Source organism: Sphingobacterium siyangense, assembly GCF_023277505.1.
Classification (GTDB): domain Bacteria; phylum Bacteroidota; class Bacteroidia; order Sphingobacteriales; family Sphingobacteriaceae; genus Sphingobacterium; species Sphingobacterium siyangense.
Genome location: NZ_CP080574.1, coordinates 5,857,669 through 5,871,657, shown reverse-complemented (window position 1 = coordinate 5,871,657; position 13,989 = coordinate 5,857,669). Strand labels below are relative to the sequence as shown.

The following is a 13,989-nucleotide window of genomic DNA, read 5'->3' as shown; positions in this document are numbered from 1 at the left end:
GGCATACCACAAAAATCATTAACAGATGAAGCAGATCATTCTCATATCGGTTTTTATAGTGTTTTCGCTTTTGGCATTTTCAGCCCAGTGCGGAGAAATCTATGTGGGTAAACAAAGTAAAAAGGGGCAACGGGACGGCAGCTTCGAAGCACCGTTTTCAAATTTGGAAGATGCCTTGCGCGAGGCGAGGGAATGGCGGCGATTACAGGATCCAAGGATGCAGCATGGTATCACAATCTGGGTTCGGGATGCAGTCTATGCACCCGTTCAGACCATTTTGATTCGGCCAGAAGACAGCGGTACAGCTCAAAGCCCAACCCGAATTAAAGCCGTAGGAGGAAACGCGATCTTTTCAGGTGGGATTGCGGTTGCCGGCTGGCGGCCAGTAAAAAGCGAAAAACGACTGGACCCTGCTATTGTCAAGCATATTATGGTGGCCGATGCCCCACAGGCCGGTGGAAAATATTTTCCTTTCCGTCAATTATGGATCGGCTCTCGGAAGGCGGTTCGGGCAGAAAGTCATGACGATGCCCATCTGCCCCGGATTATCAATTGGGATTTTAACAAACAGGCGGCTATTATCCCCAATGTGTTACCCAAAAAATTCAGCTACAAAGCCGGTATGGAATTTTTTATCCATCAATGGTGGGCAATAGCACAGCTTCGTATTCGTGAGACGATTGTTACAAAAGATAGTATCACACTATTTTTTCATGAACCGGAAGGGAAAATCCAGAACGAACATCCTTGGCCAAAGCCATGGCTATCCAAAGAACATGGCAACTCTGCATTTCGCTTAGTGAATGCGCTTGAATTCTTGGATCAACCAGGAGAATGGTATTTAGATGAAGAAAATCATCAGGTATATTATTACAAAAGACCTGATGAAAATTTAGACCAGTTAGATGTTGTTGCTCCTTACCTGGAGACAATTCTGACAATGCAAGGTACATTAGAGGCGCCTGTTAGCCATGTGTATATCGAAGGGTTGAAATTTCAGCATAGTGCCTGGTTAAGACCTCATTATTACGGTCATGTTGCTTTACAGGCAGGTATGTATTTTTTGGATGCGTATAAATTAGCTAAGCCGGGGACTGTTGATAAAGCTGGGCTGGAAAATCAGGCCTGGTTGGGTCGGCCACAGGCGGCAGTCACACTTAGCCACACGGCCTTTACCCGTATTTCAGCTTGCCGGTTTTCCCATTTGGCATCCACCGGCATTGATTATCGGCAGGGCAACCTTAAGGATAGTCTAATTGGAAATCTATTCCAGGAGATCGGCGGATCGGGCGTACTGCTTGGTCAGTTTTCAGATGAGCAAGTTGAAGCACATTTGCCTTTTCAGCCCAGCGATGGGCGAATCTTGACAGATGGCGTTGTGGTCAGTAACAATCTAATCCAGGATATTGGGAATGAAGATTGGGGAACAGTGGGGATAGGCGCTGGATTTGTCCGCAATGTATCCATTCTGCACAACGAACTGCTGGATCTTCCGTACACAGGTATCAGCCTGGGCTGGGGCTGGACACCTACAGTCAATGCTATGCGTAATAATCGTGTTTTCAAAAATAAGATCACACGTTATGGCAAATACATGTATGATGTAGCTGGTATCTACACCTTATCGGCGCAACCTGGAACAAAAATACAGGAAAATTATATCGATAGTATCTATGTCTCACCTTATGCCCATATGCCGGATCATTGGTTTTATCTCTATACTGATGAAGGTTCGGCCGATATGAATGTCAGCAACAATTGGTTTCCTACGAACAAGATATTGAAAAATGCGAATGGCCCAGGCGTGGAATGGGATGACAATGGGCCTGACGCCGCTGCTGAGGTGCCCCAACAAGCCGGTATCCAATCCAGGTACCTGGAGCTGCTGAAAGCAAAAAAGTCATGGGTAGCAACGGACAGGATCAACAGTTATGTACCATTTACAAAGCCTGTGTTTTTCCAGATCCACGATGTGAAAATGCAGCTTAAAATGGCTGAAATAAAAGATTTTTTTGCTCGACAAGGCGCTGATAGCAGCCAGGTATATCGTTGGAAGGATTATATCCTGCTCATGACAGATGATGAGATCGGAAAGAAAATATCCAGTGCCTGGATAGCCAATTATCCGGAAATTCCCCATAAGTTGTTTAATGATCTTTTTTACACATTCGATCGCAGCAGCTGTGGCGGAAAAGTGAAAGAAACCGATTTTGTGCTGCTTACCGCGCAGCTGGTAGACGATAAGTCCAAACAGGAGGCCTATTACAACGCACATAAAAGACAATTTAAAGAATGGCCCGAGGTTGCGGCAGGTTTTTGTAACGCTGGATTTGACGAAGTGCTCGTCTATCGCAATGGGCGTCAGCTGATGTTATATATTTCTTTTCCAAAAGGACAGAATTTTAAAACAATTGATCCGTTGACAACCAAGGATAATCCACGAGTTGTGGAGTGGAACAAACTCATGAGTTCCTATCAGGAAGGTATTCCCGGAACCAAAAAAAATGAAACATGGATTTTTTATAAACAGTAAAATGGAAAATATACAGCAGTTAAAATTAGGAATTTTAGGACTAGGTGAGGGCCGTAGCACCATGTCTGCAGCATTGCAAAGCCCATATGTCGAATTGGTCAAGATCTGTGACCTGAATGAAGAACTTGGGCGCAAGCGTATGAAAGAATTTGATTTTCATGCGTATACCAATGACTATCAGGTGATGCTCAATGACAAAAGTATTGAAGCCATCGCCATTTATACGCCCGATCATCTTCACGCACAGCATATTCGGCTGGCGCTGGCACACGATAAGCATGTGATCTGCACCAAACCATTCATTGACAACCTAGCCGATGCCAACGATTTATTGGAACTCGCGGCACAGAAAAACAAACGTGTATTTGTCGGACAGAGCTCCCGTTTTTTTGAACCGGTAAAAAAGCAAAGAGAAGATTTTGACGCTGGACTTATTGGTGACTTAATTACGATCGAAGGTTATTATCATGCTGATCACCGCTGGTTTTTGGATAAACCTTGGTCTTTGCAGTCTTCTTTCAAATGGCTTTATGGAGGATTGAGCCATCCAGTTGATTTTATCCGCTGGTACCTCCCCAATATTGAAGAGGTGATGGGCTATGGCATGTTGAGTGCTAATGGGAAAAAAGGTGGGCTTCAAAATGTTGATACGATGCATTTTATTTTTAAAGCCGAAGATGGCCGGGTCGCCCGTGTGAGCGGGGCGTATACGGGTCCTGTACAGCCTGTTACACGAGATAGCGAAATGAGCTGTATTCTAAGAGGGACAGAAGGGGCGAGCCAGGCTGACTATATGGACCTTCGTTATGCGATCACAGATAAAACCGGCGAAGAACGCATGTTGACTTGGGAGCATCAACTAAAACACTATTTCCGTTTTGAAGGAAAAAGCCATCACGCTGGTGAGTATCAAAATTACCTAGAGCATTTTGCAAAAGCTATACGTACTGGAGAGGAAGCCTATCCAGATATGAAAGAAGGTATCGGGACAATAGCTTTATTGCAAGCTATGGATGAATCATTGACAACAGGAAAGCCTGTCCGTCCAAATGAACTGCTGGAAAGATATGGTGTCGACTTGAGCTTAGGAAGATGAACAGTATCTTAGACAAGTTAACCATTTACGACTATTGCATCGTCGTAGCTTATTTGTTAGCATTACTGACAATCGGCCTCTTGTCATCTCGTAAAAAGGTAGAAGGGGCAGAACACTTCCTAGCCAGCAAATCCTTAAGCTGGTACAGTATTGGCTTCAATATGTGGGCGACCAATGTTGGACCATCTATGCTGCTCGCTTTCGCTACAGTAGGTTATACAACAGGTATCGTCGCAGTCAATTTTGATTGGTATGCTTTTATCTATTTATTTTTGTTAGCGGTGGTGTTCGCACCCCGCTATATTGCTACTGGAGTACGTACCTTACCCGAGTTTATGGGCAAGCGGTTCGGTCCAAATACGCAGACTATTCTGGCTTGGTATTCATTGGTAAAAATGCTTATTTCATGGTTGTCGTTGGGACTGTTTGCTGGCGGATTTTTAGTGCGGCAGATTTTAGGTATTCCAATGTGGCAATCGGTTACTGTTTTAGTCTCCTTAGCTGGTTTGTTTGCGTATACGGGAGGATTAAAGACAGTTGCTAAAATCAATATCTTTCAGATGATCTTGCTGATCGCCGTGTCGGCATTTTTGACTTTTCTGGGACTGTCCAAAATCGGAGGGTTAAGTGCTTTGGCGCAGCAGACTCCCACTAGCTATTGGTCATTGATTAGACCTGCGAGTGATCCAGATTACCCCTGGTACGCCATCGCCTTAGGATATCCAGTGGCAGCGATCGCTTTTTTCTGTACGGATCAAGCCATGGTACAATCAGTTTTGGGGGCAAAGAATCTCGAACAGGGGCAACTAGGAATTAACTTTATCGCTTGGCTCAAGATACTTTCCTTGCCTTTGTTTATCCTCACCGGTATCATCTGTTCGGTTTTATTTCCGGGACTTAAAGACCCATCACTTGCTTATATGACGATGGTGACTAACCTGTTTCCTACAGGCCTGAATGGATTGGTAATCGTGGTGTTAATTGCTGTATTGGTGGGCACCATTGGTTCGTCGCTTAATTCCTTGAGTACGGTGTTCACCATGGACATTTACCTCAAGCATATTCGACCAAAAGCAAACAATCAGCAGATTACGCAGATAGGGCGATATACAGTTATTGTGGGCTGTTTAACTTCGGTTTTTGTCGCACTGGCGATTGATCAGATTAAAGGACTTAATCTTTTTGATGTGTTCCAATCTATCCTTGGATTTATCGCGCCCCCGTTAGCGGTCGCTTTCCTGATGGCTGTATTATGGAAACGGACTAATCGAACGGCCATCAATACCATTTTAACCTTTGGAGCCTTACTAAGTTTGGGTACAGGAATATGTTATCTTTGGATATTTCCTAAAGATGTCTATACTTTTTGGCCGCATTACTTGATGCTTTCATTCGGTTTGTTTGTTCTATTGCTGCTTATTGGAACTGGTGTATCGTTGCTCGTCCCAAAATCAGCTTACGAATTAGCACATCAAGATATGGTTGATATCAGGATGGAAAAACCGAGTAATCGGGTCAAAATTGCTTGGGGAATGCTGTTTGTCGTCATGGTATTGTTGTACACCGTATTTAAGTAGCCTTTTCACCTCAACCCGAGATTGGATTCAATTTGTGATCTGCATTTTTTTAGGCTTGTTACAATGTCCTCCGTAGACACGGTATGCTCAGTTTGACGTCGGATGAGTTTTGAAACAGTGAGACAGGCGATGGTGCCTGTTTCGCTGGTTCCTATAGGGACAGAAATATCGATGATGCCCTCTGCGTAAGCACTAGGCATCTCATAAAATCCCTTAATTCTAATATCGTCCAAATCACGGTCGAATTGTTGGCGATCTGCTTTCTTCAAACTCCGGTAATAGGAATCAGCCTCTAAAATGGATTTTCTTTTTTCGGTCTCGGAAAAACTTAGAAGGAGCTTGCCTGAAGCTGTTTGTGAACTATTGTATAACTTACCCTCTTCAATAACGATGCTGATGGGGGAAGATCCTTTGGCGTAGGCAATTACCATGACTTGATTGTCGTAAATCACACACAGGTGACATGGATCCTTAATTTCGTTGGAGCTCTCCTGCATTGGCAATAAAGACGTTGCCCGTAATTTCTCTATAAAGGAATGACGGTGCGAAAGATAGTACAATTTCAGTGAAAGCGAATATTTGGATGAAATTGGGTCACGATGAATATAGCCGTTGGACTCCAGCGATGCAAGCATCCGATAGATCTCATTGGGACTTCGATGTAATCCCAAGGCGATCTCGGATTGTGATTGTGCTGTGGATTGTAAGGCCAGAAATTCCAGAATCTGCAATCCCTTTTCGAGCGCTGGCGCTTTATATTTATCGGAGCTATTTGATGTCATAAAATGTTTTGCTTACAAATGATCGGGCTAAAGATAGAAAAAGTATTTGAAGCGGCGTTTTAGCTCTTCAAAAAACAGGTTAAATTTTTATATTCAAATATTGTATTTATATTTGAATATTATAAACCGCTTTTTTCATTGCGAAAAAGCATTAGAAGGGAAAAAGATTATAAACATATTTAATATCAACATTAGATTACAGTATTGCGCTGCTTGGGCTATATTATCGTGACTGGATAGTCAAGAAGAATAGGATAAAAATAGCTACAACTACAATGTTATGTTTTACTTTTTTTTGATATTGGAATAAGTTGAAGTTTGGTAATCAAATGGTTGGATAAATATCTCAACAAGACTACATAAAATAATACATAAATACAATGACAGAGAAAATCCGGTTAAAGGGGATTACCTGGGGGCATACGAGAGGTTTTGTGCCAATGGTTGCAACGGCACAACGTTATGAAGAATTACATCCGGAAGTAGAGATTGTTTGGACAAAACGTACTTTGCAGGAATTCGCTGATAAGTCGGTAACGGATTTAGCCAAGGAATATGACCTGTTGGTGATCGATCACCCTTGGACGGGACATGCCGCGGCTAAGGGGATGCTGGCCCCATATGATGATTATCTGTCCACGGAGTTTTTGGCCGATCAACAGGCGAATAGTGTTGGGAAGTCTTATGAAAGTTACAACTTTCTTGGCAAGCAATGGGCCTTGGCTACTGATGCGGCGACACCAGTGGCTGCAAGCCGCCCTGATATTTTACGTTCTCTAGATGTGGCGCTCCCTCGTACCATTGAAGAAGTCTTGGCCTTAGCTAAAGCAGGACGGGTTGGATTTTCACTGTTGCCGATTGATTCTTTGATGCACTTTTATGGCCTTTGTTGTTCTTTGGGTGAAGAACCTTGCCAGAACGACGAAAAAGTAATCAGCGAAGTTGTCGGGGTACAGGTCTTAAAATTATTCAAATCACTTGCGGATGAATTGGATGCTGGATTTTATGAGAAAAATCCATTCAAAGTGTTCGAAGAAATGACGCAGCGGGATGAAATTGCTTATTGTCCATTTGCGTATGGTTATTCCAATTATGCGCGAACTGGTTATGCCAGTAAAGTATTGCATTTTCATGATTTAGTGTCGTTAAACGGTACGCCAATGATTAGTACACTGGGTGGTGCGGGATTGGCAGTATCCTCTCAGAGCAAACATATTCCTGTGGGTATGGATTACGCTCGATTTGTTGCTTCACCAGAAATTCAGGCAACATTATATGTCGAAAATGGTGGTCAGCCGGGACATTTAGGTGCCTGGGAAGATGAGCAAGTCAACGCCTATACGGCCGACTATTTTAAAAATACCCTACCTACATTGGAGCGTGCCTATCTGCGCCCGCGTTATGATGGTCATCTGTATTTTCAGGATCATGCAGGTGATATTGTAGTTGACTATCTCAGACAGGGCGGGGATGAAATTGCCGTATTAGAAAAGATGAACAAGATGTATCGGGAATCATTATTGAACAGAGAAGACAATGGATAATAAACCACTGGAAGGACTTTTAGTTCTCGAGTTTTCACAATTTATGGCAGGGCCAACCGCTGGCCTGCGGTTGGCTGATCTCGGTGCCCGAGTTGTCAAAATCGAGCGTCCCGGCGCCGGAGAAGGCGGAAGACAGATTGCGATTAAAAATATTTTTGTAGATGAGAGCAGCCTGGTCTTTCATACCATTAATAGAAATAAAGAATCGTATGCGGCCAATTTGAAAGACGAAAATGATCTGGAAAATATTAAGAAATTAATCCGTCAGGCGGATGTAATGACACATAACTTCCGTCCGGGAGTGATGGAAAAGATCGGTTTGGATTATGAGAGCGTACGGAAAATCAATCCAAAGATGATCTATGCCACAGTAACTGGCTACGGGAATGAAGGTCCCTGGGCAAAAAAACCAGGGCAAGATTTACTTGTGCAGTCGCTGTCGGGACTTTCTTGGTTATCAGGCTGTGCGCAGGATGGACCAGTACCTTTTGGATTGGCTGTGGTCGATATGTATTGCGCGACACATCTGACACAAGGTATATTGGCGGCATTGTTGAAACGTGCCCGAAGCCAACAGGGCGCTCTTGTTGAAGTCAGTTTGCTTGAATCTGTGTTGGATATGCAGTTTGAAATGCTGACCACACATGTCAATGATGGACGTAAGTTGCCACAGCGCTCGGCTGTTCGAGGAGCAGGCCATGCCTATTTAAGTGCACCCTATGGACTTTATAAGACACTAGATGGTTATCTAGCTTTGGCTATGGGCAACGTGGGACATATTGCAGAAACAATAGGTCTGTCTAGTGAGCCTTATCAAGATGCTTCAACCTGGTTTTCGCGACGTGATGAAATATTGGAGGCCTTTGCTACGGTATTGTGCCAGAAGACCACTAGCGAATGGGTATCCCGTTTGGAATCGGAAGGGGTCTGGTGTGGTGCAGTCAACGATTACCATCGTTTTTTTGAGGAGCAAGGTTTTAAGGAGACAGGGATGTTGCAGGAAGTCAGTTTACAGGACGGTACCGGACTAACCACCACCTGTAGTGTTTACCAGATTGATGGAAAGCGTTTATATGCGGACAAACCTGCACCAAAAGTGGGTCAACATACCGCATCAATTGTTCACGATTATTTAGAAAATTAATATGTTACCATTAGCAGGTTATACCGTAGTCGACTTTAGTCAATTTTTATCCGGCCCATTAGCAAGTTTACGGCTAGCTGACTTAGGCGCGCGGGTTATAAAAATAGAAAAACCGGAGACGGGTGATATTTGCAGGCAATTATATACCTCTGATACAATATTGAATGGTACTTCAACAGTGTTTCATGCCATTAATCGGAATAAAGAAAGTATGGTTTTGGATTTGAAAAGCGAATCCGACAAACAGATCATACGTGATTTAATCGCGCGGGCAGATGTGGTGCTGCACAACTTTCGCCCAGGTGTCATGGAACGTTTGGGCTTTGACTATGCAGGTGTCCGAGAGATCAATCCGACAGTGATTTATGGAGAGATCTCGGGATATGGAAAAGAAGGGCCCTGGGTGAAGCGACCTGGCCAGGATCTATTATTGCAATCGCTTACTGGGATGACCTGGTTGAGCGGCGATGCCAATAATGGTCCAGTGGCCATGGGGCTTTCCATTGTGGACATGTTTGCCGGCTCTAACCTATGTAGTGCCGTATTGGCTTGCCTGTATCGTCGTGCGATGCAACAGATGGGGGCACACGTGCATGTTAGCATGTTGGATTCTGCTGTGGATATACAATTTGAGGCCGTCACAACCTATTTTCGTGATGGTAAATTGTTACCCCAACGTAGCGAGGTGAGCAATGCGCATGCATATTTGGCGGCGCCATATGGCGTGTACCGTACCCAAAATGGTTTTCTGGCGCTTGCTATGGGCTCTATTCCTTTTCTCAGCAAATTATTAGATTGCACAGCGCTGGAAGGCTTCGCGGACGGTGAACAGGCTTTCCGCGAAAGAGATACCATTAAAGCGATATTAGGGGTACACTTGGCAACAGCATCTACGGAGCATTGGTTAGCGATCTTGGAAGCAGCTGACATCTGGTGTGCAGACGTATTGGATTGGCGCCGCTTGACAGAGCACGATGCTTTTAAAGTGCTAGACATGCTACAGGAAGTAGCGATGGGCGACGGCTTCGTTTATGAGACCACCCGTTGTCCGATTCGCATCGATGGCGAGCGGTTAACCGCGACAAAAGGCTCGCCCAAACTAGGTGAGCACACCGCTAAAATACTGGAGGAACTATATGGATAAATTACGTTTTGCAGTGCGGAAATTTGAACCTTTTGAGCGTGCCATGGAGAAATGTTGGGCGGCTTATCAGAAGCTATATCCATCGGATATGAAGATAGAGTTTGTTCCATTAGATTTAGAGGAATTGACAGCAGCCTTCTTTGAAAATCAAGGCCTTCATAATGGTGATTGGGATATTGTCCATATCAATACCGATTGGATCGCACGTGCTTACGAAACGAAAGGTTTGGCTAAGCTCGATCTTATGCTCGATCAATACCCACCCGAAGAAGTGGAGCGTGCATGGCCCGAAAGTTTACAGGCTTTACAACGTTTTGATGGGCAAGTGTTTGGTTTACCTTTTCATGATGGTCCCGAATGCCTGGTCTTTCGGAAAGATCTGTTCGATGATCCACAGGAGCAGAGCCGTTTTCAAGCGCTTTACGGAAAGCCTTTGGCTGTCCCAACAACCTGGACTGATTTTTTAACCGTTGCTACATTTTTTACGCGTCCGGAAGATAACCTGTACGGAACCGTGTTTGCCGGCTATCCGGATGGACACAATGCGGTATTCGATTTCTGTATTCAACTTTGGTCCCGTGGAGGCGATTTGCAGCAAGGAGAGATACCTGTTAAGCTGGATCAGCCATTGGCTGTAGAAGCATTGGATTTTTATAGAGGGTTATTTAAAGAGAGTAGGGGATTGCACCCCGAATCGGTCAATTATGAATCCGTGCAGGCCGGTGCCGCCTTTGCGCGGGGAGAAGTAGCCATGATGGTCAATTGGTTTGGATTTGCATCCTGGGCACAAATTGATGCGGCGTCGGCAGCGCAAGGTAAGGTAGATGTAGCAGCCATTCCTTCAGCAGAAGGTGGAATGTCATCCTCTCTAAATGTGTATTGGCTGTATGCTATTCCAGAAGGTAGCCGCCATAAGCAAGTTGCGTATGACTTTATCCGCTTTGCAGTTGGCCGCCAACAAGACAAACAGCTCACCGTCGAAGGGGGAGTAGGCTGTCGTTACTCTACCTGGTATGATTCCGAAATCAATCAGATAATACCCTTTTATAATAAATTGGCTGAATTGCACAATACTGCACGTACTTTACCGCGCTTGGCCAACTGGCCGCAGATTGCACATATCATTGATGAGACCGTCATAGCAGCGATTAATTCCGAGGAGAGTAGTCTTTCATTATTGAGTAAAGCACAGAAAAAAATAAATACATGGATAGGATAGATATTCAATATAAAACAATATTACCCCAAACGTCTTTGCCCATTATTATAATAGGTGCAGGCGGGATAGTGAAAGATGCACATCTCCCGGCTTATCGTAAGGCAGGCTTTCATGTCCATGGTATTGTCAATCGTACAAAGGCGAAAGCAGAAGCATTGGCACAGGAGTTCGGTATTCCGAATGTATACGATACGGTGGCGGATGCCGTCGCGCAGGCACCCGAAAATGCGGTGTACGATATTACGACTATGCCGGATATCTATGTCGAAACCTTAGAGACTTTGCCCGATGGAGCAGCGGTATTGATCCAAAAGCCGATGGGCGATTACTATGTCGGTAGCCAGGCAATCTTGGAGGTCTGCCAGCGCAAGGGGTTGGTGGCTGCGATCAATTGTCAGTTGCGTCAGGCACCTTTTGTCAATGCGGCTCGTTGGCTGATCGATCAAGGTTACATCGGCGAACTCTACGATATAGAGGTGCGCGTAGCCGTGCATACCCCTTGGCAGCTTTTTCCACACGTGATGGTGCATCCGCGTTTGGAAATACTATACCATAGCGTGCATTATATAGACCTGATCCGTTCTTTTTTGGGTACACCGGCATCGGTTTATGCCAAGACCTTGAAGCATCCAGCCAAAGAACTATCTTCGAGCCGGACAACCTTGTTATTTGATTATGGGGATACTATGCACGCGGTGGTTAATACCAATCACGACCATGAATTTGGACCACACAACGAAGAAAGTTACATCAAATGGGAAGGGACTAAAGGAGCGATCAAAGCTACGATGGGCTTATTGATGGATTATCCGCACGGCGTGCCCGACGTATTTGAATATTGCATCAAACCGACCGACGGTAGTAAGCCGCAGTGGGTACAATTCCCGATCGAAGGGACTTGGTTTCCAGACGCCTTTATCGGTAGTATGGGTAGCTTGATGCGCTTTAAACTGGGCGAAATTGCCTTATTACCGGCAGCGGTGGAGGATGTGATCGAGACCATGGCCGTCGTGGAGGCTGCTTATAAAAGCAGTGCTCAGGGCGGTGTACCTATCGTAGAGACTAGAAAATAAAGATTGGAGATCAGCGAGTAGGAACTAGAGGTTATAAACATAAAATAAACAATATGCATTTTGAATCGATTTTTTTTGAAGACTATATATTAAACGACAAACGGACGACCTTGGGCCGTACGATTACCGAAACAGATTTTGTTGTTCATGCTGGACATACGGGCGACTTTTTTCCCCATCATCTGGATGCGGAATGGTGCAAGACCCAGCCTTTCGGACAGCGCATCGCGCACGGAACAATGATCTTTGCGATTGGTATCGGACTGACGGCCTCAGTTATTAATCCGGAAGCATTTTCCAAAGGCTACGATCGCCTTCGTTTTGTTAAGCCTGTGTTTATTGGCGATACCATCCACGCTGAGGTGACTATTTCTGAAAAATCCGACGCAAAAAAGCCTGAATTCGGTACTGTAGTTGAGCATGTTGAAATTATCAATCAACATGGTGAAGTGGTGTTGGTCGCAGACCATATCCTGCTAGCAAAACGTAAGGAAGCTTCAATTAAATGATAAGCATATGGAAATTGGTACAAAATCATCAATCAAGCTAACAGAGGCATCGTCTAATAAGGGCTATCTCCTTCCGTTTATTCTGATTGTCAGCCTGTTTTTCTTATGGGGTATGGCTCATAATTTAAATGGTGTGCTGATCCCGCATTTGAAAAAAGCCTGTCAGTTGAATAACAGCCAATCGGCACTGGTTGATACATCCGTATTCTTCGCTTACTTCATTATGGCTCTACCCGCAGGTTATATATTACGCAAGTGGGGATATAAGTTGTCTATTATTCTCGGGCTGCTTACTTTTTCCGTCGGCGCATTTTTATTTATCCCTGCTGCAGATCACCGGATGTATGAGCTCTTTTTATTGGCTTTATTTATTATTGGTTGTGGACTAGCTTTATTAGAAACAGCGGCTAATCCCTATGCTGCAGTTTTGGGTAAGCCCGAAGCAGCAACACATCGGCTTAATTTGGCGGCCTCTTTTAATGGATTGGCGGCAATGGTCGCTCCAGTGGTAGGTACGACCTTTATTTTGTCGGGTACGAGCTATTCAGAAACGGAATTGTCGGCTATGACAGAAAGTAATCGCATGGCATATCTGCTCCATGAAGCGTCTTCCGTAAAAATGCCTTATTTGATATTAGGTTTAATCTTGTTAGTTGTAGCATTTGTCTTTTTGTTTATAAAACTTCCTGAAATTCAAAGTGAAAAGGAAGAAAGAGAAACGGGTGAAAAGTCGGGATTATTTGCTGTACTTAGACACAAGCATTTGAGTTTTTCTGTGATCGCGCAGTTTTTCTATGTTGGAGCACAGGTTTGTGTAACCAGTTTTTTTATTCGTATGGCACAGCAGGGAGCAGGTGTTGACGAGAAGACTGCTGGATATTTCCTAGGTGTATATGGTTTGCTCTTTATGGGCGGACGCTTCGTCGGTACACTATTGTTGCGTTATACGACAGCCCAGCGTTTATTGGCTATTTATGCCGTTTGCTGTGCTATATTGGCAACTGTAGCCATTTCGGGTACAGGTATGGCCATCTTGTATGCGCTAGGTGGACTTGGTTTCTTTATGTCAATTATGTTTCCTACGATTTTTTCTTTGGGTATTGCTGGACTCGGAAACGAGACGAAACAAGCCTCTTCCTGGTTGATTATGTCAATTGTCGGCGGTGCCGTATTTCCCTTTGTGACCGGAAATATTATTGATGCGCTGCATGATAATACGCAGATTGGTTATAGTGTACCTTTGGTCTGTTATCTTGTTATTTTATGGTTTGCATTGAAAGGATATAAACCGGCAAAAGCCTAAGTTGTGTCTCACCGTGTATTTTAGTGAGCAATTGAAAAAACTAGAGCGCGTGTTTTACTAGTGAA

Annotated in this window: 11 protein-coding genes; 10 read left to right on the top strand and 1 reads right to left on the bottom strand. The window is 44.3% G+C overall.

Annotation, left to right across the window (positions count from 1 at the left end; all coding sequences use genetic code 11):
- The first annotated feature begins 25 nt into the window (after positions 1 to 25).
- From K2F45_RS24775 to K2F45_RS24765, 3 genes are read left to right on the top strand one after another with little or no spacing between them, the layout of a single operon-like run.
- Entirely contained in the window at positions 26 to 2,533 is a 2,508-nt protein-coding gene (locus tag K2F45_RS24775) for an L-rhamnose mutarotase (RefSeq protein WP_248932594.1), read from the top strand.
- A gap of 1 nt (position 2,534) precedes the next feature.
- Entirely contained in the window at positions 2,535 to 3,629 is a 1,095-nt protein-coding gene (locus tag K2F45_RS24770; RefSeq protein WP_075994324.1) for a Gfo/Idh/MocA family protein, read from the top strand.
- Complete coding sequence (locus K2F45_RS24765; protein WP_075994323.1) at positions 3,626 to 5,206, top strand: sodium:solute symporter family transporter; 1,581 nt, start codon at positions 3,626 to 3,628, stop codon at positions 5,204 to 5,206. Before K2F45_RS24770 ends, K2F45_RS24765 begins: the two co-directional genes overlap by 4 nt.
- Before the next feature lie 5 nt (positions 5,207 to 5,211).
- Here the strand turns inward: K2F45_RS24765 and K2F45_RS24760 are convergent, their stop codons facing one another.
- Positions 5,212 to 5,988: an IclR family transcriptional regulator gene (locus K2F45_RS24760; protein WP_075994322.1), complete on the bottom strand. Its 777-nt coding sequence runs from the start codon at positions 5,986 to 5,988 to the stop codon at positions 5,212 to 5,214.
- Positions 5,989 to 6,368: 380 nt separating this feature from the next.
- Here K2F45_RS24760 and K2F45_RS24755 point away from each other — a divergent pair, with 380 nt between their 5' ends.
- The 7 genes from K2F45_RS24755 to fucP are packed head-to-tail and all read left to right on the top strand — an operon-like array spanning position 6,369 to position 13,924.
- Complete coding sequence (locus K2F45_RS24755) at positions 6,369 to 7,532, top strand: ABC transporter substrate-binding protein (RefSeq protein WP_248932593.1); 1,164 nt, start codon at positions 6,369 to 6,371, stop codon at positions 7,530 to 7,532.
- Entirely contained in the window at positions 7,525 to 8,676 is a 1,152-nt protein-coding gene (locus K2F45_RS24750) for a CaiB/BaiF CoA transferase family protein (protein ID WP_075994321.1), read from the top strand. The genes K2F45_RS24755 and K2F45_RS24750 overlap by 8 nt, the downstream gene beginning before the upstream one ends.
- A 1-nt stretch (position 8,677) precedes the next feature.
- A complete protein-coding gene (locus K2F45_RS24745) occupies positions 8,678 to 9,820 on the top strand; it encodes a CaiB/BaiF CoA transferase family protein (RefSeq protein ID WP_248932592.1) in 1,143 nt (380 codons plus the stop codon).
- Positions 9,813 to 11,039 (top strand): extracellular solute-binding protein, encoded by a 1,227-nt coding sequence (locus tag K2F45_RS24740; RefSeq protein WP_075994319.1) that lies wholly within the window; start codon positions 9,813 to 9,815, stop codon positions 11,037 to 11,039. The genes K2F45_RS24745 and K2F45_RS24740 overlap by 8 nt, the downstream gene beginning before the upstream one ends.
- Positions 11,027 to 12,112: a Gfo/Idh/MocA family protein gene (locus K2F45_RS24735; RefSeq protein WP_248932591.1), complete on the top strand. Its 1,086-nt coding sequence runs from the start codon at positions 11,027 to 11,029 to the stop codon at positions 12,110 to 12,112. The genes K2F45_RS24740 and K2F45_RS24735 overlap by 13 nt, the downstream gene beginning before the upstream one ends.
- A 53-nt stretch (positions 12,113 to 12,165) precedes the next feature.
- Positions 12,166 to 12,621: a MaoC/PaaZ C-terminal domain-containing protein gene (locus K2F45_RS24730; RefSeq protein WP_075994318.1), complete on the top strand. Its 456-nt coding sequence runs from the start codon at positions 12,166 to 12,168 to the stop codon at positions 12,619 to 12,621.
- Between the two features lie 7 nt (positions 12,622 to 12,628).
- Positions 12,629 to 13,924 (top strand): L-fucose:H+ symporter permease, encoded by a 1,296-nt coding sequence (gene fucP, locus K2F45_RS24725; RefSeq protein ID WP_248932590.1) that lies wholly within the window; start codon positions 12,629 to 12,631, stop codon positions 13,922 to 13,924.
- Positions 13,925 to 13,989 lie beyond the last annotated feature (65 nt).

What these genes read in the sequence shown, in the direction of transcription:
- K2F45_RS24745 (WP_248932592.1), top strand. Translation starts at nt 8,678, where the DNA reads ATGTTACCATTAGCAGGTTATACCGTAGTCGACTTTAGTCAATTTTTA.
- K2F45_RS24750 (WP_075994321.1), top strand. Translation starts at nt 7,525, where the DNA reads ATGGATAATAAACCACTGGAAGGACTTTTAGTTCTCGAGTTTTCACAA.
- fucP (WP_248932590.1), top strand. Translation starts at nt 12,629, where the DNA reads ATGGAAATTGGTACAAAATCATCAATCAAGCTAACAGAGGCATCGTCT.
- K2F45_RS24735 (WP_248932591.1), top strand. Translation starts at nt 11,027, where the DNA reads ATGGATAGGATAGATATTCAATATAAAACAATATTACCCCAAACGTCT.
- K2F45_RS24755 (WP_248932593.1), top strand. Translation starts at nt 6,369, where the DNA reads ATGACAGAGAAAATCCGGTTAAAGGGGATTACCTGGGGGCATACGAGA.
- K2F45_RS24775 (WP_248932594.1), top strand. Translation starts at nt 26, where the DNA reads ATGAAGCAGATCATTCTCATATCGGTTTTTATAGTGTTTTCGCTTTTG.
- K2F45_RS24730 (WP_075994318.1), top strand. Translation starts at nt 12,166, where the DNA reads ATGCATTTTGAATCGATTTTTTTTGAAGACTATATATTAAACGACAAA.
- K2F45_RS24770 (WP_075994324.1), top strand. Translation starts at nt 2,535, where the DNA reads ATGGAAAATATACAGCAGTTAAAATTAGGAATTTTAGGACTAGGTGAG.
- K2F45_RS24740 (WP_075994319.1), top strand. Translation starts at nt 9,813, where the DNA reads ATGGATAAATTACGTTTTGCAGTGCGGAAATTTGAACCTTTTGAGCGT.
- K2F45_RS24760 (WP_075994322.1), bottom strand. Translation starts at nt 5,988, where the DNA reads ATGACATCAAATAGCTCCGATAAATATAAAGCGCCAGCGCTCGAAAAG.
- K2F45_RS24765 (WP_075994323.1), top strand. Translation starts at nt 3,626, where the DNA reads ATGAACAGTATCTTAGACAAGTTAACCATTTACGACTATTGCATCGTC.